Annotated in this window: 18 protein-coding genes; 12 read left to right on the top strand and 6 right to left on the bottom strand. The window is 74.1% G+C overall.

The features are described 5' to 3' along the window. Positions 1-77 precede the first annotated feature (77 nt). Positions 78-1,346, top strand: coding sequence for a PP2C family protein-serine/threonine phosphatase (locus ABT093_RS12815; RefSeq protein WP_350563425.1), 1,269 nt, complete (start codon positions 78-80; stop codon positions 1,344-1,346). A gap of 7 nt (positions 1,347-1,353) precedes the next feature. Here ABT093_RS12815 and ABT093_RS12820 read toward each other — a convergent pair whose 3' ends face one another. Continuing rightward, positions 1,354-2,325: an endonuclease/exonuclease/phosphatase family protein gene (locus tag ABT093_RS12820; protein ID WP_350563427.1), complete on the bottom strand. Its 972-nt coding sequence runs from the start codon at positions 2,323-2,325 to the stop codon at positions 1,354-1,356. Between the two features lie 81 nt (positions 2,326-2,406). On the opposite strand from ABT093_RS12820, the gene ABT093_RS12825 reads away from it, so the two are divergent. The 6 genes from ABT093_RS12825 to ABT093_RS12850 all read left to right on the top strand — a co-directional run bounded on the left by ABT093_RS12825 (position 2,407) and on the right by ABT093_RS12850 (position 10,450). Continuing rightward, positions 2,407-3,045, top strand: coding sequence for a PadR family transcriptional regulator (locus ABT093_RS12825; protein WP_350563429.1), 639 nt, complete (start codon positions 2,407-2,409; stop codon positions 3,043-3,045). Between the two features lie 75 nt (positions 3,046-3,120). After that, on the top strand, positions 3,121-3,894 hold the full coding sequence (locus ABT093_RS12830) for an ABC transporter ATP-binding protein (RefSeq protein ID WP_350563431.1): 774 nt from the start codon (positions 3,121-3,123) through the stop codon (positions 3,892-3,894). Then, positions 3,891-6,773 carry an FtsX-like permease family protein gene (locus ABT093_RS12835; protein ID WP_350563433.1) on the top strand — a complete coding sequence of 961 codons (2,883 nt, stop codon included), beginning with the start codon at positions 3,891-3,893 and terminating at the stop codon, positions 6,771-6,773. Before ABT093_RS12830 ends, ABT093_RS12835 begins: the two co-directional genes overlap by 4 nt. 136 nt (positions 6,774-6,909) lie before the next feature. Further along, positions 6,910-8,322: a dipeptidase gene (locus ABT093_RS12840; RefSeq protein WP_350563435.1), complete on the top strand. Its 1,413-nt coding sequence runs from the start codon at positions 6,910-6,912 to the stop codon at positions 8,320-8,322. A 93-nt stretch (positions 8,323-8,415) separates the two neighbouring features. Further along, positions 8,416-9,366, top strand: coding sequence for an NAD(+) diphosphatase (gene nudC / locus ABT093_RS12845; RefSeq protein WP_350563437.1), 951 nt, complete (start codon positions 8,416-8,418; stop codon positions 9,364-9,366). A gap of 229 nt (positions 9,367-9,595) precedes the next feature. Next, on the top strand, positions 9,596-10,450 hold the full coding sequence (locus ABT093_RS12850; protein ID WP_350563439.1) for a GntR family transcriptional regulator: 855 nt from the start codon (positions 9,596-9,598) through the stop codon (positions 10,448-10,450). Between the two features lie 54 nt (positions 10,451-10,504). On the opposite strand, the gene ABT093_RS12855 is transcribed toward ABT093_RS12850, so the two are convergent. Further along, positions 10,505-10,762: a mycoredoxin gene (locus tag ABT093_RS12855; protein ID WP_350563441.1), complete on the bottom strand. Its 258-nt coding sequence runs from the start codon at positions 10,760-10,762 to the stop codon at positions 10,505-10,507. 264 nt (positions 10,763-11,026) lie between these two features. Between ABT093_RS12855 and ABT093_RS12860 the strand changes: the two genes are divergently transcribed. The 4 genes from ABT093_RS12860 (at position 11,027) to ABT093_RS12875 (ending at position 14,964) form a co-directional block, all read left to right on the top strand. Next, positions 11,027-13,288, top strand: a complete 2,262-nt coding sequence (locus ABT093_RS12860) for an ATP-dependent DNA helicase UvrD2 (RefSeq protein ID WP_502884207.1) — start codon at positions 11,027-11,029, stop codon at positions 13,286-13,288. Between the two features lie 268 nt (positions 13,289-13,556). Beyond that, positions 13,557-14,036: a hypothetical protein gene (locus ABT093_RS12865; RefSeq protein WP_350563445.1), complete on the top strand. Its 480-nt coding sequence runs from the start codon at positions 13,557-13,559 to the stop codon at positions 14,034-14,036. Between the two features lie 167 nt (positions 14,037-14,203). Beyond that, entirely contained in the window at positions 14,204-14,569 is a 366-nt protein-coding gene (locus tag ABT093_RS12870) for a WhiB family transcriptional regulator (RefSeq protein WP_350563447.1), read from the top strand. After that, positions 14,566-14,964, top strand: a complete 399-nt coding sequence (locus tag ABT093_RS12875; RefSeq protein ID WP_350563449.1) for a putative WhiB-interacting protein — start codon at positions 14,566-14,568, stop codon at positions 14,962-14,964. The genes ABT093_RS12870 and ABT093_RS12875 overlap by 4 nt, the downstream gene beginning before the upstream one ends. Before the next feature lie 164 nt (positions 14,965-15,128). Here ABT093_RS12875 and ABT093_RS12880 read toward each other — a convergent pair whose 3' ends face one another. The 4 genes from ABT093_RS12880 to ABT093_RS12895 form a co-directional block, all read right to left on the bottom strand. After that, the gene (locus ABT093_RS12880) at positions 15,129-16,631 is read right to left on the bottom strand and encodes an ABC1 kinase family protein (RefSeq protein ID WP_350563451.1); all 1,503 of its coding nucleotides are present in this window, start codon (positions 16,629-16,631) and stop codon (positions 15,129-15,131) included. Positions 16,632-16,771: 140 nt separating this feature from the next. Beyond that, positions 16,772-18,316 carry an FAD-binding oxidoreductase gene (locus ABT093_RS12885; RefSeq protein WP_350563453.1) on the bottom strand — a complete coding sequence of 515 codons (1,545 nt, stop codon included), beginning with the start codon at positions 18,314-18,316 and terminating at the stop codon, positions 16,772-16,774. Between the two features lie 165 nt (positions 18,317-18,481). Further along, the gene (locus tag ABT093_RS12890; protein WP_350563455.1) at positions 18,482-19,570 is read right to left on the bottom strand and encodes a ThiF family adenylyltransferase; all 1,089 of its coding nucleotides are present in this window, start codon (positions 19,568-19,570) and stop codon (positions 18,482-18,484) included. Positions 19,571-20,483: 913 nt separating this feature from the next. Beyond that, positions 20,484-21,344, bottom strand: coding sequence for a phosphotransferase (locus ABT093_RS12895; RefSeq protein WP_350563482.1), 861 nt, complete (start codon positions 21,342-21,344; stop codon positions 20,484-20,486). 356 nt (positions 21,345-21,700) lie between these two features. Here ABT093_RS12895 and ABT093_RS12900 point away from each other — a divergent pair, with 356 nt between their 5' ends. Beyond that, positions 21,701-22,429 carry a M48 family metallopeptidase gene (locus ABT093_RS12900; RefSeq protein ID WP_502884208.1) on the top strand — a complete coding sequence of 243 codons (729 nt, stop codon included), beginning with the start codon at positions 21,701-21,703 and terminating at the stop codon, positions 22,427-22,429. The last annotated feature ends 83 nt before the right edge of the window (positions 22,430-22,512 follow it).

The raw sequence follows: 22,512 nt of genomic DNA on the forward strand, positions 1-22,512 counted from the left end.
GAGGCCCGCATTCCCTAACCCTCAGTCATCACCGCAGGTGCCCACGGGCATCGGCGTCTTCTGCTGGAGAACCGAAGTTGAGCGCGACCGGATGGATCAGAGAACGGTTCGCCGGGCCGACCCCGGCAGCCGCACCCGGCGCGACCGGCACCTGGCCGAGGACGGCACTGTCGCTGCCGTTCATCGGGATGGCGCTGGTCGTCGTCCTCGACTACTTCACCGACGCCGCGGTGACCGTCGAACCGGCCCTCACCGCGGTCCCCGCGCTGGCCGCCGTGGTCAGCCGCCGTACCTGGTACCCCCTCGTCATCGGCGTCTGCACGGAGGCCGCCGCGTTCCTGATGGCCTTCCACAACGACGTGCTCGGCGAGTCCGTGCACAGCGCCACCGTCTTCGCCATCGTCCTCGTCGCCGCGATCGGCTGGGTCAGCGCCACCCTGAGGCTGCGCCAGGAGCGCCTGCTCGCCGACGCCCAGCTGGTCGCCTCGATCGCCCGGCGCGTCCTGCTGCGCCCCGTCCCCGACCGCGTCGGCACCGTCCGTGCCGCCGTCCACTACGCGGCGGCCGCCGCCCACGCCCGCATCGGCGGCGACCTCTACGAGGTCGTCAACACCCGGCACGGCGTGCGCGCCGTCGTCGGCGACGTGCGCGGCAAGGGGCTCGGGGCCGTCGAGACCGCCGCCGCCGTGCTCGGCGCCTTCCGTGAGGCCGCCCATCAGGAGGCCGCCCTCGACAGGGTCGCCGGCTGGCTCGCGGACAGCCTCGACCGCGCCCTGCACGAGAACGACCACCCCGGCGTCGAGGAGGAGTTCGTCACCCTCGTCCTCATCGGGGTCGGCCACGACGGCACCGCCGAGATCGTCAACTGCGGCCACCCGGCCCCGCTGCTGCTGCGCGGCACCGAGGCCGCCCGGCCGCTCGAACTCGCCGAGACGGTGCCCCCGCTCGGCGTCCTCGACCCCGCCGACGTCCGCCCGCCCGTCCTGCGCGTCCCGCTGCACCCCGGCGACCGCGTGCTGCTCTTCACCGACGGCGTCATCGAGGCCCGCGACCGGGCCGGCGCCTTCTACCCGCTCGCCGAGCGCCTCCCGCGCTGCGCCCAGGGCGGCGGCCCCGTCGACGTGCTGCGCCGGCTGCACGAGGACGTGGTGCGCCACGTCGGGCGCCAACTCGGCGACGACGCCGCCATGCTGCTCCTCCAGTACGAGCCACCGCCCGCCGCCGACCCTCCGCGGGCCGCCGTCACCGCCGTGCTCGCCCCGCCCCTCCCGGCCCTCCCGCCCGTCCGGACCGCCCCGACCGTCCCGCACGTGCCCCAGCAGAACGGGCACCTGTCCCGGCAGTGAGCACGTCCTAGAGTTCCACCCGCACCATCAGCGGCCGGTGGTCCGACACCTCCGCGCGCGGTGCGGACGCCGCGCCCACCGCGGAGCGCGGCACCCCGACCGCCAGCACGTGGTCGAACTGCACGGCCGGCCGGTGCGAGGGGTAGGTCGGCGTGCGGGCCAGGTCCGACCAGCCCTGCAGCCGCGCCCGCGGCTCGCGCACCCGCCGCCGGCGCGGCTCCACCAGCGCCGGCCGGGCCCGGCGGGCCGCCCGCAGCTCCCGCACCCGCGCCCGCGGCGCGGACCGCTCCAGCGCGCTCGCCCCGCCCAGCACCGTGCGCGGCACCGCGCCCACCAGGTTGAAGTCCCCCAGCACCAGGTACGGCTGCGGAAGGTCGGCGATCCACCGGCGGATCGCCGCCAGCTGCGCCATGTTCCAGCCCGGCACGAACGACAGATGGGCGGCCACCACCGTGAACGGGCCGCGCCCGCCCTCCAGGACGGCGGCGAGCGCGGCCCGCGGCTCGTCCGGCACCGGCGTCAGCCCGCGCCGCCCGGCCACCCGCAGCGGCAGCCCGAACGGCGCCGGGGCGAACCGGCGGGCCCGCCAGTGCCGCACCGGCAGCCGGGTCAGCAGCGCCGTGCCGTACGCGGGCGGCGCGCCGTCACCGACCTCGGCCGGCCCGTACACCCGGATCCCGGCGGGCGCCGAGGCCTCCGGCAGCCAGCCCGCCACCGGCGCGGGCCGGCCGTGCAGGGCGGCGGCGAAGCGCCAGTCGCTCGCGCCCATCGCGGCGGCGGCGACGGCGGCCTGGTCGGTGCCGCCGGACCGGGCCTGACGGCGGTCCACCTCCTGGAGTGCCAGCACATCGGCGTCCAGGGCGGCCACCGCCTTCGCGAGCGGCCCGCCGGGATCGGCCGGGAACGGGGACGGGGCGCCGTCGGGCGCGAGCGGCTGACCGTGCAGCAGATTGAACGTGGCGATGCGCAACTGGCTCACGCCCCCCGACGTTACCCGCCGCCGGTGACGGCCGGACCACCCGGCTTGACCCGTCGAGCATACTCGGTATACATACTCGGTATGTCCATCCGCCACGGCCTGCTCGCCCTGCTCGACCAGGGTCCGCGCTACGGCTACCAGCTGAGAACCGAGTTCGAGGCGCGCACCGGCGCCACCTGGCCGCTCAACGTCGGCCAGGTCTACACCACCCTCGCCCGCCTGGAACGCGACGGACTGGTCGTCCCCGCCGGGGAGGACGAGGAGGGCCACCAGTTCTACGCGGCCACCGACGCCGGCCGCGCCGAACTGCGCTCCTGGTTCGACACCCCGGTGCCGCGCACCAACCCGCCCCGCGACGAACTCGCCATCAAGCTCGCGATGGCCGTCACCGTCCCCGGCGTCGACGTGCCCGCCGTGGTCCAGGGCCAGCGCCGGCACAGCATCAAGGCGCTCCAGGACTACACCCGCCTCAAGGCCCGCGCCCTCGCCGGCGAGGCCCGCCCCGGCGACGCCGGGGGCCCGGGCTCCGACCTCGCCTGGCTGCTCGTCCTCGAACAGCTGATCTTCCAGACCGAGGCCGAGGTCCGCTGGCTCGACCACTGCGAGACCCGGCTCGCCCAGCAGGCCGAGATCGCCCGGGCCCGCGCCGCCGAGGCCGCCCAGGACACCGCCGGCGCGCCCGCGCCCACCCGGTTCGGCCGTCGCCGCACCAAGGCCTGAGGGCCCCACCGAAACGAACCAGTGGCCCGCCGCCGCGCCGAAGCGCCGCGGGCCCACCGAACAGCAGGGGGAAACGTGTCCCACACCCGTCCGAGCGGGAACGGCGCCGACGCCGTCCTGCACCTGGACAACGTCACCCGGGTCCACGGACAGGGCGCCGCCGAGGTCCAGGCACTGCGCGGCGTCGACCTGAAGGTGCATCCCGGCGAGTTCGTCGCCGTCATGGGCCCCTCGGGTTCCGGCAAGTCCACCCTGCTCACCCTCGCCGGCGGCCTCGACACGCCCAGCGGCGGGCAGGTCCTCGTCGAGGGCGTCGCCCTCGGCGGGCTCAGCCGCAAGAGGCTCGCCGAGGTCCGCCGCCGCTCCGTCGGCTACGTCTTCCAGGACTACAACCTGATACCGGCGCTCACCGCCGCCGAGAACATCTCCCTGCCGCGCGAACTCGACGGCGTCTCCACCCGCGCCGCCCGCCGCGAGGCCCTCGCCGCCCTGGAGGAGCTCGGCATTCCCGAACTCGCCGACCGCTTCCCCGACGACATGTCCGGCGGCCAGCAGCAGCGCGTCGCCATCGCCCGCGCCCTGATCGGCGACCGCCGGCTCGTCCTCGCCGACGAACCCACCGGCGCCCTCGACTCCACCACCGGCGAGGCCGTGCTCGCCGTGCTGCGCGCCCGCTGCGACGCCGGCGCCGCCGCCATGATGGTCACCCACGAGCCCCGGCACGCCGCCTGGGCCGACCGCGTGGTCTTCCTGCGCGACGGCCGGATGGTCGACGAGAGCGCCAGCCAGGACGCCGGCAGCCTGCTCGTCGCGGCCGCCGCCAACGCGAAGGGCCCGGTGGGGGAGTGAACCTCGGTTCCTGGCGGGTCGCCCTGCGCATCGCCCGCCGCGACGCCCTGCGCGCCAAGGGCCGCAGCGCCCTCGTCATCGCCATGGTCGCGCTGCCCGTCCTCGGCGTCGCCGGCGCCGACGTCATGTTCCGCAGCGCCGAACTCGACCCGGTCGAGAAGATCGAGCGCAGCATGGGCCAGGCCGAGGCCTCCCTGGAGATCCTCGACCGCGGCGCCGTCGTCCTGCAGACCCCCGACCCCGAGGTGGACCGCAGGATCACCACCGTCGACGACGCGAAGAAGGAGAACGGCAAGCCCGTCCTCACCCCCGAGCAGCAGCGCAGCCTCGACACCGCGCCCGCCGACCTCGCCCGGCAACTGCTGCCCGGCGCCACCCTGGTGCCACTGCGCGAAGGCCCCTACATCACCACCAGCACCGTCGAGGGCCTCGCCAACGTCCGGATCACCGAACTCGACCTCGCCGACCCCGTCTGGCACGGCCGCTACGACGTGATCAAGGGCCGGGCACCCAGCGCCGACCACGAGATCGCCGTCACCCAGGCCTTCCTCGACACCTCCGGGCTGAAGATCGGCGACCGCACCTCACCGCGCGGCCTCGAAGCCACCCCCTACACCATCACCGGCGTCGCCGAGCACCCCGGCGACCTGCGCGGCGTCGACCTGTTCGCCCGCCCCGGCGCCCTGCTCGACCCGCTCGCCAAGCTGCCCGGTGCCGAGTCCGGCACGCGCGGGCGCACCTCCGTCAGCGACGAGGCCAACAACTGGCTCGTCAAGCTCCCGGCCGGGACCACCCTCGACTGGGCCAAGGTCGTGGAGCTCAACAAGTACGGCTTCCTGGTCGCCTCGCGCACCGTGCTCCTCGACCCGCCGCCCCGCTCCGAGGTGCCGTTCTACGTCGACCAGGACAGCCGGGGCGGCAGCAGCCGCACCCCGTTCCTGGACCGGACCTCCGTCGTCGTCATCGGCACCGTCATGGGCATGGCCCTGCTGGAGATCATCCTGCTCGCCGGCCCGGCCTTCGCCGTCGGCGCCCGCCGCTCCCGCCGCCAGCTCGGCCTGCTCGCCGCGGGCGGCGGCGACCGCGCCCAGGTGCGCGCCGTCGTCCTCGGCGGCGGTGTCGTCCTCGGCCTCGCCGGCGCCCTCGTCGGCCTCGTCCTCGGCATCGGCCTGGTCGCCCTGCTGCGCACCCGGGCCGAGGAGTTCGCCGGCCAGCGCTTCGGCCACTTCGACCTCCAGCCGCTCGACCTGCTCGGCATCGCCCTGATCGGCCTCGTCACCGGCCTGCTGGCCGCCGTGGTGCCCGCCGTCCAGGCCTCCCGGCAGGACGTCGTCGCCGCCCTCACCGGCCGCGACAACCTCAAGCCGCCCAGCCGCAAGCTCGCCCTGCTCGGCCTGCTGATGCTCGGCGGCGGCTCCGCCCTCGCCCTGCTCGGCGCCACCGGCGGCTTCGGCGGCCGCTCCCTCGCCGTGCTCGGCGGCTCCGCCATCGCCGAACTCGGCATGGTCGCCCTCGCCCCCTACCTGGTCGGCCTCTTCGGCCGGCTCGGCCGCTGGCTGCCGCTCGGCCCCCGCCTGGCGCTGCGCGACTCGGTGCGCCACCGCGGCCGCACCGCCCCCGCCGTCGCCGCCGTCATGGCCGCCGTCGCCGGCTCCGTGGCCGTCGGCGTCTACACCTCCAGCTCCGACGAGGAGCTGCGCCGCGAGTACGTCGCCACCGGCCCCGACCACTCCGTCACCCTCTCCGCCGGCTGGGGCGCCGGCTCCGACGGCTCGCTGCTCCCGCAGATGCGCGGCGCCGTGCAGAACAGCGTCCCCGGGCTCGGCAGCCGCGCCGACGTCCAGCGCGTCAACTACCGGGGCGACTGCATGGTCAGCCGCGACGGCGTGTGCGGCTGGGCCACGCTCGTGATGCCCGAGGAGCGCCGCTGCCCGGTCTCGGGCCGCAACGCCATGACGGTCGGCCCGGAGGAACGCGAGCGGCTCTCCCGCGAGGACCCGCGCTGCCGGGAGGACCGCATCCTCCGCGCCAGCCCCTTCGGCCTGGTCCAGGCCGGCGACGGCGGCCTGCTGCGCAACCTCTACGACGTCACCGACCAGGCCGCCGTCCAGGCCCTCGCGGCCGGCAAGGCCGTCGTCTTCGACGAGCGCTACATCAAGGACGGCAAGGCCATCCTGGAGCTCACCGAGCCGAGGGACGAGAACAACCCCGAGGCCGAGCCGGCCGTCCACCCCGTCACCGTCGACGCCCACCTCGCCACCTCCTCGCAGGCGCCGACCGGCCAGGTGGTGCTCAACCCCGACACCGCGCAGCGCCTCGGCCTCACCACCCGCGACATCGGCTCGGTGTGGCGGCCCGACGGCCCGGCCTCCGACGCCGCGGAGCAGAAGGCCCTCGCCGCGCTCGCCAGGCTCTCCGACGGCGTGCAGTTCGACATCGAGCGCGGCTACCAGTCCCCGGGCAACCTCATCACCCTGGGCCTGACCGTGTTCGCCGGCCTGGTCGCCCTCGGCGCCGCCGGCATCGCCACCGGCCTCGCCGCCGCCGACTCCCAGCGCGACCTCACCACCCTCGCGGCGGTCGGCGCCGCGCCCCGGATCCGGCGCACCCTGTCCGGCTTCCAGTGCGGCGTCATCGCCACCATGGGCGCCGTGCTCGGCGCCGTCGCCGGAGTCGTGCCCGCGATCGCGCTGCGCAAGGTCGAGGCCGCCACGTCGAGCTACGCCGGGATGAGCCTTCAGGAGAAGGCGGCCAAGGGCATCGTGGTGTTCCCCTGGCTCAACATCGGGGGCACCCTGATCCTGCTGCCGCTGCTCGCGGTGGCGCTGGCCGCGCTGCTCACCCGCTCGCGGATCTCGCTGCTGCGCCGCACCGGCTGAGCCGTTGCCGGTCGCTCCACCCCGTCACCCCGGACGCCCGCGCGCGTCCGGGGTGACGGACGTAACAGGCCCCGCGGTGCCCAGCCTTCGGGACCGGGGCCGCCCGCAGGCACCCGGGCGAACTAAAGTCGTCCGTATGACGAGAACTCCGGACAGCGTCGTCCGCTCCTTCATCGACCGGCACCGGCCCGCCTTCCTCGCGGACCTCGCCGACTGGCTCCGCATCCCCTCGGTGTCCGCCGACCCCGGCCGGTCCGGGGACGTCCGCCGCTCCGCCGAGTGGCTGGCCGCCAAGCTGCGCGACACCGGCTTCCCGGTGGCCGAGGTGTGGGAGACGGACGGCCTGCCGGCGGTCTTCGCCGAGTGGCCCTCCGGGGACCCGGACGCGCCGACCGTCCTCGTCTACGGCCACCACGACGTGCAGCCCGCCGCCCGGGAGGACGGCTGGGCGACCGACCCGTTCGAGCCGACCGTGGTCGGCGACCGGCTGTACGCCCGCGGCGCCGCCGACGACAAGGGCCAGGTGTTCTTCCACACCCTGGGTGTGCGCGCCCACCTGGCCGCCACCGGCCGCACCGCGCCGGCCGTCAACCTCAAGCTGCTCGTCGAGGGCGAGGAGGAGTCCGGCTCCCCGCACTTCGCCGACCTGGTGCGCCGCGAGGCCGGCCGGCTGGCCGCCGACGTCGTGATCATCTCGGACACCGGCATGTGGTCCGAGACCACGCCGACCGTCTGCACCGGCATGCGGGGCCTGGCCGACGCCCAGATCGACCTCTACGGGCCGGACACCGACATCCACTCCGGCTCCTTCGGCGGCGCGGTGCCCAACCCGGCCGCCGTCGCCGCCGAGCTGGCCGCCGGCCTGCACGACGCCGACCACCGGGTCGCCGTCCCCGGCTTCTACGACGGCGTGGTCGAGCTGACCGACCGTGAGCGCGCGCTCTTCGCCGAGCTGCCCTTCGACGAGGCGGCCTGGCTGCGGACCGCCAAGTCGTACGGCACCCGCGGCGAGGCCGGCTACTCCACCCTGGAGCGGATCTGGGCCCGCCCGACCGCCGAGGTCAACGGCATCTGGGGCGGCTACACCGGCCCCGGCGGCAAGACCATCGTGCCCGCCTCGGCCCACCTGAAGCTCTCCTTCCGGCTGGTCGCCGGGCAGGAGGTCGAGAAGGTGCGCGAGGCCGTCCGCTCCTGGGTGGCCGACCGGGTGCCCGAGGGCATCCGGTACGAACTGGTCTTCCCGGGCGCGACCCGGCCCTGCCTGACCCCGCTCGACCACCCGGCGCTGCAGTCCACCGTCCGGGCGATGGGGCGTGCCTTCGAGCAGAAGATCCTGTTCACCCGTGAGGGCGGTTCCGGCCCGGCCGCCGACCTGCAGGACGTGCTCGGCGCGCCGGTGCTGTTCCTCGGCATCTCGGTGCCCTCGGACGGCTGGCACTCGGTGGACGAGAAGGTCGAGCTGGAGCTGCTGGCCAAGGGCGTCGAGGCCGCCGCCTACCTGTGGGCCGACCTGGCCGAGAACTGGCGGCCTGGCGGCGAGCGCGCGTGAACCCCGGGCGAGCGTGGGCGGACCGGGGCCGGGCGCGTCCCGCTCCGGCCGCCCGAGCGAACCCGACCCGTCCGGAAGACTCATCACGTGGGGATGGAACAGTTGAGCACCGTGCCTGAGACCGAACGCCCGCTGCACCTGGCACTGGCCCGGGCCGGTGTGGACCGGGCGGCCCAGCACCGCTTGGACGAGCCCTGGCTGGCGGCCGCGTGGAGCCACCCGTCCACCAAGGTGCTGCCGATCGCCGGCGGCGAGGCGTTCGTGGTGGACACCGGGCAGGGGACCGAACTGGTCCTGATGCCCTCCTTCGAGGCGCCGCAGAACGGCGACCGGTACTTCCTCGGCACCGACGAGGAGGGCGTCTCCTACTTCGCGCTGGCCGGCGAGAGCCTGCCGGGCCGGCTGGACGGCGACGCCCGCCCGGCCGGGCTGCGCGAGGTCGGCGCGCTGCTGTCCGACCGGGACGCCGGACTGCTGGTGCACGCGGTCGCGCTGGAGCACTGGCACCGGCTGCACAGCTTCTGCTCGCGCTGCGGCCACCCGACCGAGAAGGCCGGCGCCGGGCACGTGCGGCGCTGCACCTCCTGCGCGGCCGAGCACTACCCGCGCACCGACCCGGCGGTGATCATGCTGATCACCGACGAGCAGGACCGCTGCCTGCTCGGCCGCCAGGCGCTGTGGCCGGAGGGCCGCTGGTCGACGCTGGCCGGCTTCGTCGAGCCGGGCGAGTCGATCGAGCAGGCGGTGGTGCGCGAGGTGCACGAGGAGGCCGGGGTGCGGGTCGCCGAGGTCTCCTACGTGGCCAGCCAGCCGTGGCCGTTCCCGTCCAGCCTGATGCTGGGCTTCCTGGGCCGGGCGCACCCGGAGGGCACCGCGATCACCGTGGACGGCGAGGAGCTGGCGGAGGCGCGCTGGTTCTCCCGGGAGGAGCTGCGGGCGGGCATGGCGGCGGGGGAGATCCTGCCGCCGTCCGGGATCTCGATCGCCCGGCACCTGGTCGAGGTCTGGTACGGCGAGCCGCTTCCGTCGGCGGCCCGCTGGTAATTCCGGCGGTTCCCCGGGGTTTCCACGGATTGGGGGCGCGCGGAGTTGATCCGCGCGCCCCCAATTTCCATTTCGAACCCGTCTCCCCAGGATGTTCGTAACCGGAGCGGCCCTGTCCAGTAAGGCCCCCGGGCGCCGGCCGGGCGCCGGACGAACGGAGTCACCGATCCCGGGCGACTTTGCCGCAAACGCCTGAAAGCCCCTCACCCGTCTCGCTACATTCACTCGGGTGACAATCCCCCGGGGCACTGCCCAATCCCCCAAATACCAGCGCCTCGCCGCCGACCTGCGCCGCCGGATCGCCGAGGGCGAGTTCACCACCGCGGCCGCCCTCCCGGTCGAGAGCGAGCTGGAACGCCAGTACGGCGTCGCCCGCAACACCGTCCGCCTCGCCGTCGACGTCCTCGTCAACGAGGGCCGGCTGGTCCGCCTCCAGGGCAAGGGCACCTATCTGCGCGAGCATCCCGTGCTCGATCACCGCGCCTACGGGCCCGCCCCCCGCCCCGACCCCCAGGAGGCCGTCCCGCGCGACTGCCTGGCCGTGCCCAGCGCCGTCTACCGCGGCGAGGCGGCCGAGAGCGGGCGGGAACTCACCGTCGACTTCGAGATGATGATCGTCCGCGCCCGCGTCGACATCGCCGAACGGCTCGGACTGCGCCCCGGTGAGGCCATCGTCGTCCGCCGCCAGCTGCGGATGCTGGACCGCGAGCCGTACTCCATCGAGGAGAGCCACTACCGGGCCGGCCTCGCCGCCGGCACCCCGCTGATGGAGCCCGACCAGATCGACGGCGGCGACGAGGCGGTTCTCGCCGCGCTCGGGCGCACCGAGGTCGGCGCCGTGGACCATCTCGTCGCCCGGATGCCCGGGCCGGAGGAGGCCCAGTGGTTCCAGGGCGGGCCGGGGGTGCCGCTGGTGGTTCAGACCCGGGTCACCTACGACCGGCGCGGGCCGGTGCGGGTCATCGAGACCCGCTACTCCGCCGACCGCAGCCGGCTGGTCTACGCGGTCGGCGACCTGGCCGCCCGGGCCTCGCTGCCCGCGCCCGCCGCGCCCGTCGACCCGGCCCGGGCCGACGCGCCGTAGCCGCGGTGGGCCGGCGCGCCGGCCGGGCGCCGCCGGGGCGCCGGGCCTCCGGGGTCAGGCCGCCAGGGCCTTCTTCACCTGCAGCAGGCTCGGGTTGGTCATCACGACCCGCTCGCCGCCGCCGGCCGGCTGCACCAGCACGGTCGGAACGGTCTGGTTGCCGTTGTTCACCGACTCGACGAAGGCCGCCGACGCCGGGTCCTCCTCGATGTTGATCTCGGTGTAGCCGATGCCCTCGCGCTGCAGCTGGCTCTTGAGCCGGTTGCAGTAGCCGCACCAGGTCGTGCTGTACATCGTCACGCTGCCGGACATCGAGGGGACTCCTTCGGGTAGGGGAGGGGCCTGTACGGGGGCGCCGCGTGGGTCACGCGGCTCCGCGGGGACAACGTCCACCGCCCGGCGGTCATTCCGCACCGGGACCGGCCGGGCCGCGTCGGCGCGCACCCACCCGGACCGGCGCGAGGCTGGTCGCACGCGCCCCCGCGTGCCACTATCCGCCGTCCGCGTCGCGATCATCCTGCGATCACACCGCGCCTGTGGACAACCCCGCCCGCGATGTCCGCGCGGGCTGAGAGGATGGAACGCATGCAGGAAGACCTCTTGAGCGGCAGCCCGTTCGACGGACACCAGGACGACCACCGGAGCGGCCACCTCGCCGCCGGCGGCCCCGACGCTGTCCTCGCCGGACTCGATCCCGAACAGCGGGCCGTCGCCACCGCCCTGCAGGGTGCCGTCTGCGTCCTCGCGGGCGCGGGCACCGGCAAGACCCGTGCCATCACCCACCGCATCGCCTACGGCGTGCGCAGCGGCGTCTACCAGCCCCAGCAGGTCCTCGCCGTCACCTTCACCGCCCGCGCCGCCGGCGAGATGCGCGGGCGCCTGCGCGAGCTCGGCGCCGAGGGCGTCCAGGCCCGCACCTTCCACGCCGCCGCCCTGCGCCAGCTCCAGTACTTCTGGCCGCGCGCCGTCGGCGGGCCCGTCCCGCAGCTGCTCGAGCGCAAGGTCCAGCTGGTCGCCGAGGCCGCCGGCCGCTGCGGCCTGCGCGTCCAGCGCACCGAACTGCGCGACCTCACCGCCGAGATCGAATGGGCCAAGGTCACCCAGATCAGCCCCGACGACTACCCCGCCGCCGTCGCCAAGTCCGGCCGCGAGGCCCCCCGCGACCCCGCCGAGACCGCCCAGGTCTACCGCGTCTACGAGGAGACCAAGAGCCGCCGCGGGAACATCGACTTCGAGGACGTGCTGCTGCTCACCGCCGCCATCCTGGAGGACCGCCCCGACATCGCCGACCAGGTCCGCGCCCAGTACCGGCACTTCACCGTCGACGAGTACCAGGACGTCTCCCCGCTCCAGCAGCGCCTGCTCGACCAGTGGACCGGCCCCGGCGGCGGCGCCAGCCTCTGCGTCGTCGGCGACGCCAGCCAGACCATCTACTCCTTCACCGGCGCCACCCCCGACTACCTGCTGGGCTTCCGCAACCGCCACCCCGAGGCCACCGTCGTCAAGCTGGTCCGCGACTACCGCTCCACCCCCCAGGTGGTCCACCTCGCCAACGGACTGCTCGCCCAGGCCCGCGGCGAGGCCGCCCGCCACCGCCTCGAACTCGTCTCCCAGCGCGAGGCCGGCCCCGAGCCCGTCTACACCGAGTACGAGGACGAGCCCACCGAGGCCGAGACCACCGCCCGGCGGATCAAGGAGCTGCTCGCCGCCGGCGTGCGGGCCAGCGAGATCGCCGTCCTGTTCCGCACCAACGGCCAGTCCGAGGTCTACGAGCAGGCCCTCGCCGATCTCGGCGTCCCCTACCAGCTCAAGGGCGCCGAGCGGTTCTTCGAACGCCCCGAGGTCCGCGACGCCGGCGTCCTGCTGCGCGGCGCCGCCCGCGCCGCCTCCGACCCGGTCACCGACGGTGCCCCCGACCTCGCCGGCCAGGTCCGCGCCGTCCTCGCCACCCGCGGCTTCACCGCCGAGCCGCCCGCCGGCTCCGGCGCCGTCCGCGACCGCTGGGAGTCCCTCGCCGCCCTCGTCCGGCTCGCCGAGGAGTTCGAACGCGGCCGCACCGCGGCGGGCCAGACCACCGACCTCGCCGCCTACGTCGCCGAACTCGACGCCCGCGCCGCCGCCCAGCACGCCCCCGCCGTCGAGGGCGTCACCCTCGCCTCCCTGCACGCCGCCAAGGGCCTCGAATGGGACGCCGTCTTCCTGGTCGGCCTCACCGAGGGCACCCTGCCGATCATCTACGCCAAGACTGACGAGCAGGTCGAGGAGGAGCGCCGCCTCCTCTACGTCGGCGTCACCCGCGCCCGCAAGCACCTCACGCTCTCCTGGGCGCTGTCCCGCTCGCCGGGCGGCCGCGCCTCCCGCAAGCCCAGCCGCTTCCTCGACGGACTGCGCCCCGGCTCCAGCGCCCCCGGCACCCGCCCCGCGGGGCGCGGCGGGCGCGGCGAGGCCGGCGAGCGCTCCGCCGGGCGCCGGGTCCGCGGGCCGGTCACCTGCCGGGTCTGCGGGCGGGCCCTCACCGAGGCGGTCGAACGCAAGCTCCGCCGCTGCGAGAGCTGCCCCTCCACCATGGACGAGGCGCTCTACGAGCGGCTGCGCGAGTGGCGCGCCGCCCAGGCCCGTGAACAGGGCGCCCCCGCCTACGTCGTGTTCACCGACGCCACCCTGATGGCGATCGCCGAGGACGTCCCCGCCAACCGGCAGGAGCTGGCCTCCATCTCCGGGGTCGGGGCGATGAAGCTGGACAAATACGGGGCCGCCGTGCTGTCGTTGTGTGCGGGGGAGGAGCCCGTCAGGGATCCGGCGGACGTCACGGACGGTCAGTCGGACGAACCGGCCTGAGCCGGTCCGGGGCGATCACAGCCGGCGCCGAGGGGCGCCGCGGAGACCGTCGGGAAACTCGCCGGAAAAATAGTTTGCGCGCCGTGCCGGGAGCGCAATAGCCTGCCGGAGCGGTCAAGGGGACGCGATCGTCCAGGGTGACGCCTGTGCCTCATGCCCCCGCGCCCATCAGCTTCACCTGCTTCACCAGCTTCACCGAGACAGACATCCGAACAGTTCGGAGCCCGGGAGACCAGGCTCCGCGAGACGCCGAGAGGAGGCGAAGACAGTGGAAACCATGATCACCAAAATGACTGGCCAGACCGTCGACGCTGCCTCCCTGCGTGCCGCCAGCCTGCGGCTTGCCGCCGAGCTGTGCGGAACCGGTCTGGGTCTCGACACCACCGGTGTCTCCGTCGTTCCCGCCTCCCCCGCCCCCGTTGTCAGTGGCCTCGGACACACTGGCCCCGGCAACAGCGGCATCCAGGGCGGCAGCCTCGACGGCACCCGTGTCGAGACTGGTCTGTCCCGCGACTGGGCGTCGGTCGACGCTGCGCACTCCCTGCGTGATGAGCGACCGACCCAGGCACCGAAGACGGCCGTAGCCCTCGCCATGCATGGCGGCTATGAGCAGGTCATCGGTGCCGGAAACGCCCAGAAGCAGAACGAGCAGCAGATCACCCAGGCCATGGCTGTCGTCTTTGCCGACGCCACGGCCATCCGGATGAGGGCCTTCCGCGGCCCCGAACCCTGGAGAGAACGAACCTGAGCCAGCCTCAGGTCGGCGCCTCCAGGGCCGCGGAACCCCACTACCGGGATCCGCGGCCCTTCTGTTTTGTCCGGTACGCAAGACCACCCAGGCCCCCCGGGGCCTCCGGCCCAGCCCCACCAGTCAGCTGAGCCGGACCCACTGAGAAGACGAGGAAGACGCCCACAGTGTCCACGGTCATCACGCCGCCCACCCCGTCCGTACCGCAGACAAGCCAGACCAAGGCCGACCAGGCCGACCCCCCGGAGGTTCTTTCCATGCAGTTCACCTCGATCGACCAGGCCGAGGAGCTCGGTCTCCCCATCCCGTGCCGCGCGTTCGACCCCGAGGTCTTCTTCGCCGAGACGCCCGCCGACGTCGAGTACGCGAAGTCCCTCTGTGGCACCTGCCCGGTCAAGGAGGCCTGTCTCACCGGCGCCCTCGAGCGCCGCGAGCCCTGGGGCGTCTGGGGCGGCGAGCTGTTCGTCCAGGGTGTCGTCGTGGCCCGCAAGCGGCCGCGCGGCCGCCCGCGCAAGACCGAGGTCGCGGCGTGAACCCCGCGTTCGGAGCCGGAACCGTCCGCCGGGGAGAGCAGCCCCCGCCGGACAACGCCCTCCGCCGCTCCGTGCGCCTCGCCGCCGCCAAGGCCGACGCCGCCCGCATCCATCCCTTCCCGACGACGCACCACGAGCAGGACCACCACATGACCGCCGCCGCCATCGATCCGACCGTCCGCGCCGAGCAGACCACCGAACTCCAGATCCAGAACAGGACCCTCGAAATGCAACTCCTCCACGAATCCCTGGCCCGGGCGCATATGCAAGAGCGCCTCCAGGAGGCCGAGCACCAACGGCTCGTCAACCGGCTCGCCCGGGCCCAGCGGCTCAGGCAGAAGGCCGAACGCGCCTCGCTCCGGGCCCGCAAGGCCCTCGCCGTCGCCCTGATGTGACCGCCCTGATGTGACCGCCGTGACGTGACCGCCGTGAGGTGACCCGGGCGCCGCCCGCCCGGCCCCACCGTCCGGCCCGTGATTCGGCCCCGCCGGACCCCGTCGCGCCGCAGGCCGCCCCCCGACACCGGGAGGCGGCCTGCGGCCGTTGCGGGGGAGGGGGATCAGCCCTCCGCCGACGGACTCCGGCGCCTGGGCGCGGCCGCCTTCGCCGGCGCGGCCTTCCCCGCGGCCGGCTTTCCGGCCGCTGTCTTCCTGGCCGGCGTCTTCCCGGCCGCAGTCTTCCCGGTCGGCGTCTTCCCGGCCTTCTTCGGGGGCGTGCGCTTGCCCGGCGAACCCGCCTCGGCGAACTCCGGCAGCCACTCCAGCATCTCCGCCCGGAACGGCGCCTTGGCGCCCAGCTGACAGAGCACCCCGATCGTGCTCAGCGTCACCCGGTGGATCAGCAGGTACGACGGCGGCAGGTTCAACTGCTTGCCCAGGTTGTAGGCGGGCGACCGCGGATCGGCGATCCGCGCCGCCTGCGCCCGCATCCACGCCCGGGTGAAGTGGAACGTCTCCACCGCCGCCGGCTCGATGATCGGCAGCAGGTAGTCCAGCACCGCGTCCGGGTCCAGCTCGATCGAGGGCTTCACGAAGCCCTCCTCGCGCAGCATCGCCAGCACGCCCGCCGCGTCCCCGGCCAAGGCCATCCGCAGGGAGGCCCCGATCGGCGCCGGCAGGCCGCCCGGCAGGCGGTCCACCGTCCCGAAGTCCAGCACCCCCAGCCGCCAGCCCTCCACCGGGCCGTCGTCCTTCAACAGCCGGAAGTTGCCCGGATGCGGATCCGCGTGCAGCAGCCCCGTCCGCGAGGGGCCGGCGAACAGGAACCGCGCCAGCAGCCGGCCCGCCCGGTCCCGCTCCTCCTGGGAGCCCGAGGCGATCACCTCCGCCAGCGGCGTGCCGTCCATCCACTCCGACACCAGCACCTGGTCCGCCTGCGCCACCACACCCGGCACCACGATCTCCGGATCGCCCGCGAACTCCTCCGCGTGACGGCGCTGCGCCTGCGCCTCCAGCTCGTAGTCCAGCTCCTCGGAGACCCGCTCCCGCAGCTCCGTGATCAGCGGCTTGATGTCCAGGCCCGGGATCAGCGGTCCCAGCAGCCACGCCACCCGGCTCAGCTGCGACAGGTCCGCCAGCAGGGCGTCCCCCGCCCCCGGGTACTGCACCTTCACCGCGACCGCGCGTCCGTCGTGCCACACCGCCCGGTGCACCTGGCCGATCGACGCGGCCGCCGACGGACGGTCGTCGAACTCCCGGAACAGGCTCCGCCAGTCGGCGCCCAGCCGCTGCGCCAGCGCCGCGTGCACCTTCGCCGCGGGCATCGGCGGCGCGGCGTCCTGCAGCTTGGTCAGCGCCGCCCGGTAGGGGCCGGCCACCTCCTCCGGCAGGGCGGCCTCGAAGACGGACAGCACCTGTCCGAACTTCATCGCCCCGCCCTTGAGTTCGCCCAGGACCTTGAAGAGCTGGTCGGCGGTGGCCTGCTGCAGTTCGGCGGTCACCACCTCCGCGGACCTGCCGCCGATCCGCTTCCCGAGGCCGAGGGTGGCCCGGCCGGCTATCCCCAGCGGCAGGGCGGCGAGTCTTGCCGTGCGGGTCATTGCCTTGCGCGGAAGATCGCTCACCCGGGCCTCCAAGTCGACACGCCCAAGGCCCCCGCGGCGGGAGCCGACCGTCATACGCCATTGTGCCCGCTCGCCGGCGCGGCCCCGGCCGGAATCCGCCGCCCCGCCGGGGCCGCACCGCCGGGACCGCGCCGTGCGCGTCAGCCCAGGGAGTCCGGGGCGGTGCCGATGGCCTGGGCGAAGGAGAACAGGCGGTGCGGGTCGTAGCGGCGCTTCACCGCGACCAGGCGCGGATAGTTCTCCCCGTAGTAGGCGCGCCGCCAGTCCGGCAGCCCGGGGTCGACGAAGTTCTGGTAGGTCTCGCCGGCCGAGTGCGGGTCGAGCAGCGCGAATCCGGCGTCCGCCCAGCGGCGGGCCGCGGCCTGCGCCGTCCCGTCCACCGGGCCGGTGGCGATCACCGCGCCGAAGCTCGCGTTGAACAGCGCGTCGCGGTGCACGTACGCGGTGGCCGTGCGCGCCGGGTCGTTGGCGGCGCCGCCCAGGGCGCTCAGCTGCACCATCCGCTGCTGGCCGGCCAGCCGGTCCCGGTCGAGCAGGCCGACCGCGGCGTCCCAGAGCGCGCGCGGCGGCGGAGCGTCGAACAGCCGGCCCCGGTCCACGGCGGCGGTCGGCCGGGCCAGCACGGCCGCCGGACCGGTGCCCGCCCGGTGGCACTGGTCCTGGGTGTAGGAGCCGCAGCCGTAGAGGCCCATCATGACCGAGAGGTAGGGCGCCGTGAAGCTGTTCCGGGTGGCCGGCAGCGCTCCCACCAGGTCGGTCAACCGGGATATCTCGGCGGTGAGTTCGGCCTCGGTGCCGACCGAGCCGATCAGTACGGAGACGAACGGGGTCGCGCCGGGCGCGGCGTCCCGCAGGCCGACCACGGCGCCGCCGCCCAGTGTCCGCGGGGCGTCCGGCAGCCAGTGCGACCAGGCGTGCAGGAGGTCCACCGCGTGGTCGAAGGACCAGGTGAGGCTGGCGAGGGTGAGGGTGGCCAGCGGGACCGGGGTCACCGTGTAGGAGGTGACGACGCCGAAGTTGCCGCCACCGCCCCCGCGCAGCGCCCAGTACAGGTCGTCGTGCTCGTCGGGCGAGGCGGTGACGGTCCTGCCGCCGGCGAGCACCACGCGGGCCGAGGTGACCTTGTCGCTGGAGATGCCCGTGTGGCGGGTCAGCAGGCCGATGCCGCCGCCCTGGAGGAAGCCGCCGAGCGAGACGGTCGGGCAGAAGCCGCCCGAGACCGCGAGCCCGTGCGGGGCGACGGCGTTGGTGACGTCGACCAGCTGGGTGCCGCCGCCGAAGGTGGCGGCGCCGGGGGTCACCGCGGCGCCGTTGAGCCGGGAGACGTCGATCACCAGGCCGGTGCCGGTGGAATAGCCGCCGCCGCTGTGGCCGCCGGCGCGGACCGCGATCGGGAGGTCGTGGTCCTGGGCGTAGCGCAGGCACAGGGCGACGTCGGCCTCGTCGGCGCAGTAGGCGATGGCGGCCGGTTCGACGGAGTCGAAGCGGGCCTGGCCGATCTGCTTGGCGGTGCCGTAGGCCGGGTCGCCGGGCAGGACGAGGGTGCCGTGCAGGTGGCCGGAGAGCCGGGACCAGCGGCGTCGCCGTGCCTCGGCCGCCGTGGCGACGGCCGGGACGGCGGAGACGGCGGTCAGTGGGAGGGCCAGGGCGCCGGCGGCGCCGATGAGCGATCTGCGAGTGATCATGTCGATACCTCTCGGGTGAGGTCGTGCACGAGCGTTGCGATCGTTGAGCCGGCCTCCCGGGCCGCGTCGGCCGGATGGCCGACGCCACAGTAATCGCTCCACGCCCCGCTGCGGCGGGCTTTTCCCGCTCTGCCCGAAGGCCGCCCGCACCCCCGGGACGGCGCCTCAGTGCGGTGCTGTCGGCTGCCAGAGGCAGCCGCAGTCCGGGTGGCCCCTGAGCCGCAGCCGGCGCGGCATGCCGTCCACGGCGGAGACTTCGCACCAGCCGTCCACGCTGGGCGGCCGGCCGCCGTCGAGGAGGACCTGGACGTGCAGGGCCGCGAGCCCGGCGACCGCCGTCGCCAGCGCGGTGTCGCAGGCCGGTGTCGGGGCCCGCCCCGGGCCGCCCTCGGCGAGCTGGGCGAGGATCCGCGGCCAGGCGGCGTCCTCGTCCTCCCGGGCCAGCACCAGGCAGTGGCCGCAGGCCGAGACACCCGGCAGCACCAGGGGCCCGACCACCCCGAACTCCTCCACCACCCCGACGTACAGGTGCGGCACCCCGGCCCGGAGCAGCTCACGGGCCTGGGGCGTGCCGCCGGCGAACGCGCCGCTGCCGTCCCGGGGCGCGAGCACCACGAGGTCGGGCGGCCCCGGTCTCGGCGGCCGGCCGCGCCGGCCCGGGCGCCGCGCGGTGGCCCGGTCGACGGCCTCGCGGGCCGCGGTGGAGCGGAGCCGGCCGGCGTCGGCCGGCGGCAGCCCGGCGGGGGAGCAGTCCGCGGGGGTGACCCGGCCGGTGTCGACCACGGTGACCGTGCCGGTGCCGCCCGCCGCGAGGACGGCGGCGACGGCCGCGCCGATCCGCCCCGCGCCGCGGACCTCGACCGCGTGCTCGGGCCGCCGGGCCAGGACGGCGGGGGCGGCGCCCGGTGGCGCGTGGATCAGCGACAGCGAGGCGAGGTCGGGGCCGAGCACCTCGCGGTGCGGCTGGGGGAAGTGCGCCAGGGCCTGCTCCGAGGCCTCGGCGTCGTCGAGCACCCCGGCCTCCTCCAGCAGGTCGAGCAGGGAGTCGGCGGGGTCGCTCCCGAAGCCGATCCGCTCGCCCTCGGCGAGGAGCGCGGGGCGGTCGCGCGTCCCGTCGACGAGGCCGAGGAACGCGCACAGGGTCGTGTCCGAGGCGTGGCCGAGCACCCCGGCGTGCTGCGGGACGGTGCCGAACTGGAGGGTGTCCGAGTCCCGCCAGCTGCGGGAGAGGGCGGGCTTGAGGGCGAGGCGCACGGCGGTCTTCCTTCTGATCGTTTCCGGACGGCCGACGGTGTGAGTGAAAGTTTTAGTTGGCGGGAAGCTCTGTGCGCAACGCAGGTCAGAACCCTGTGGATAACTTTTGTTGGCGGATCTTGATGGCGATAGCCGGCGGGTCTGGTCAGCCATCGGTTGCTGGGCGTGATGAGGCATCGGCAGTCGTGGTGATCGGACGGCCAGGTCTTCGAGTGCTGCGAAGAGCTCCGGGTAGCTGAGGGGTTGCCTGACTTTTCCTCTCTGGTCCCAGAAATGGAGTCTTTGCATTTCATATGAAGTGGAGATGGTCGGGTCGGTGCTTCGCCCCGGTCGAGGTCTGTTGAGGACGGGCGCGAGGATGTGCTCACTCCCAGCCACGCGGCTCCAGATCAGAGCTTCCGCGGAGTTCCGGGTGCGTTCCGTCGGCTTGCTGCTTGGTGTTCTGAAGTGGCGGTTCAGTTGTTCCCAGGTCTCGGCGCCGAGACGCCAACCCGCCATGAAGCGTCGACGGGCGGGAGCCGGACTGCCTCGGGACGGAGCTACCAGACTTCAGTAGAGACCGTCCACGGGCGCCCCGCCTTCGGCACAGACGCCACGATCGCCCGTAAAGCCGTCTTTGCCGGAACATCCAGGTCATCGATGAGTTCAGCCGCAAACGGCTGGGCCTGTCGAACCCGGAACGCTGGCGAGCGGCAGTCGAGATGGCGCTCCTGGGTGACTGGGATGAGGGTGAGGACTCCGCCACCGACGAGGCCTCCGGGCCCGTCTGATGCACCGAGTGCGAATGGAGTTCATGTTTGTTGGCGGCGGCGCCCATGGTTAGCGCGGCAGCGAGGCCGACGCGCATGGGGTTGCAACGGCGACAGTCTCGTCGCTTGGCTCCTTGCCGCTTTCACGTGGCCTTCGGCGATTTCTACAGACCATCCAGTCGCCTGGTCACTGTGTCGAGTGTCGGCCAAGGAGGACCCTCGCGCAGCAAGCGCAGGAATTCCTCTCCGAATCGCCTTCCATTCGGAAACTGGTCGCCAAGCTCCCAACGCCACGCGGCGACCATCGCGATAACGAGCTGCCGACACTCGTCCAGCAGCCCTTGGTCAACGCTTGGGTAGTGCTCGCAGACCGCCTTGGGAACATGGGCGAGATCGAACTCGACGGGTCCACGGCAGCACGTCTCAAGGTCGATGAACAACGGGCCGTTCTTCGTGCTGAGCACATTGCCTGGATGCGGCTCGCCGTGGAGCAGCTGCTCCACGGCGCCGCGGTCGTCGATCGCCCGTCGCAGGCTTGCCAGCCTGCCGCTGAGGAACACGCGGTCCGCGTCGGTGAGCTCCGGCGAGCGATCCGGGTCGGCGACAACTTCTTCCGCCTCCGTGATCCGGTCCGTGAACCTCGGGCTTGGCACGTCGACCTCGCGCATGCCGGCGTGCAGTTGCTCCAGTGCCTTGGCGTAGTCGACTGGTGAGGTGTGGGATGCCACGGGCTCGTAGTAGGTCCACAGCGTCACTGCGAAGCCATCGCGCGTGTACACACGCGGGTCCGCCCGAGGCTCCAAGGGACACACCGGGCATCCGACCTCGGTGAGTCGCTGAGCGAGATCGACTTCGAACTGTGCAACCTCTTGCCCCACAGGGGCGACCCGGGCAAAGACGTTGCATGGCGTCAGCCGCAGTGCCAGCTTGTTCGAGTTGTGGAGAACGATTGCATCGTTCGCCGGCAGGTCGAGCGATGCGGCGACCGAAGTCGCAGCCGCGATCGCACGCGTGACGTCGGTCATATCCACCCTCGCATCTTGGCATAGATGAGCGAGGGCGATGCCAACCAGCGTCGCTCGGCACAGCTACTTGGCGTGATCAATACCCGCTGGCGCCAACTATCTTTCTCATCCGCCAACTAAAGATCTCGGCCACAGACGGAAGCATGCGCGACCGGGGCGGCGGCGCGCTGCGGGTTGTCCACAGGGTCGGGCGCATGATCAGGTGATCCGTTCGCACGCCCTGTGGATAACTTGGCGTCCGGTCCGGAGTCGGATTCCGGACACCTGCCGTAGGCCTTTCGTTCCCGATCGCTCCACGAAACATTTCGGCCAGGGCAGCGGACTTCTGCCGGAGGGAGCGGGTAACGTCGTGTGCCATGGCAGCCGAACGGGACTCCCGTCCCTCGGCGTCGCCTCGGCGTGCCCGTGCAGCGTCCGGGTCGCAGGTGGCGGCGCCGAGCACGCGCGGGCGTCCGGAGCAGCATCCCGACCAACGGCCCGAGCAGCGCCCGGAACCGCAGCCGGGGGCCGCGCGCGAGCCGGTCGACCGGTCCCGGGTGGAGGTGCGGCGCAGCGCCCGCCGCAGCCGGACGGTGTCCGCCTACCGCGAGGGCGACCGCACGGTCGTGCTGATCCCGGCCCGGATGTCGCACGCGGAGGAGCAGCGCTGGGTCGCCCAGATGCTGGAGAAGCTGGCCGCGCAGGAGAGCCGGCGGGTGCTCGGTGACGACGCGCTGGTGACCCGGGCCCGGGAGCTCTCGGCGGACTACCTGGGCGGTCGCGCCCGGCCGGCCCAGGTCCGCTGGGTGACCAACCAGAACTCGCGCTGGGGGTCGTGCACCCCGAGCGAGCGGACGATCCGGCTCTCGCACCGCCTGCAGGGGATGCCGGAGTACGTGGTCGACTACGTGCTGCTGCACGAGCTGGCGCACCTGCTGGTGCCGGACCACGGCCCGGACTTCTGGGCGCTGCTGGAGGCGTATCCGCGCACGGAGCGGGCCCGCGGCTATCTGGAGGGCGTGGTGTCGGCGGCCCGGCTGCCGCACATCCCGGGGGCCCGGCACGAGGCCCCGTCGGAGCCGGGCCCGCAGGAGTCCTGCGGCTGAGTACCGGGGCCGGGACCCGCGGTACGGACGACGGGAGGGGCGCGGGCCAGGGGGGGGACGGCCCCACCCCCCCGCCCGAACCC

This window comes from Kitasatospora sp. NPDC002551 (genome assembly GCF_040296005.1).
Taxonomy (GTDB): domain Bacteria; phylum Actinomycetota; class Actinomycetes; order Streptomycetales; family Streptomycetaceae; genus Kitasatospora.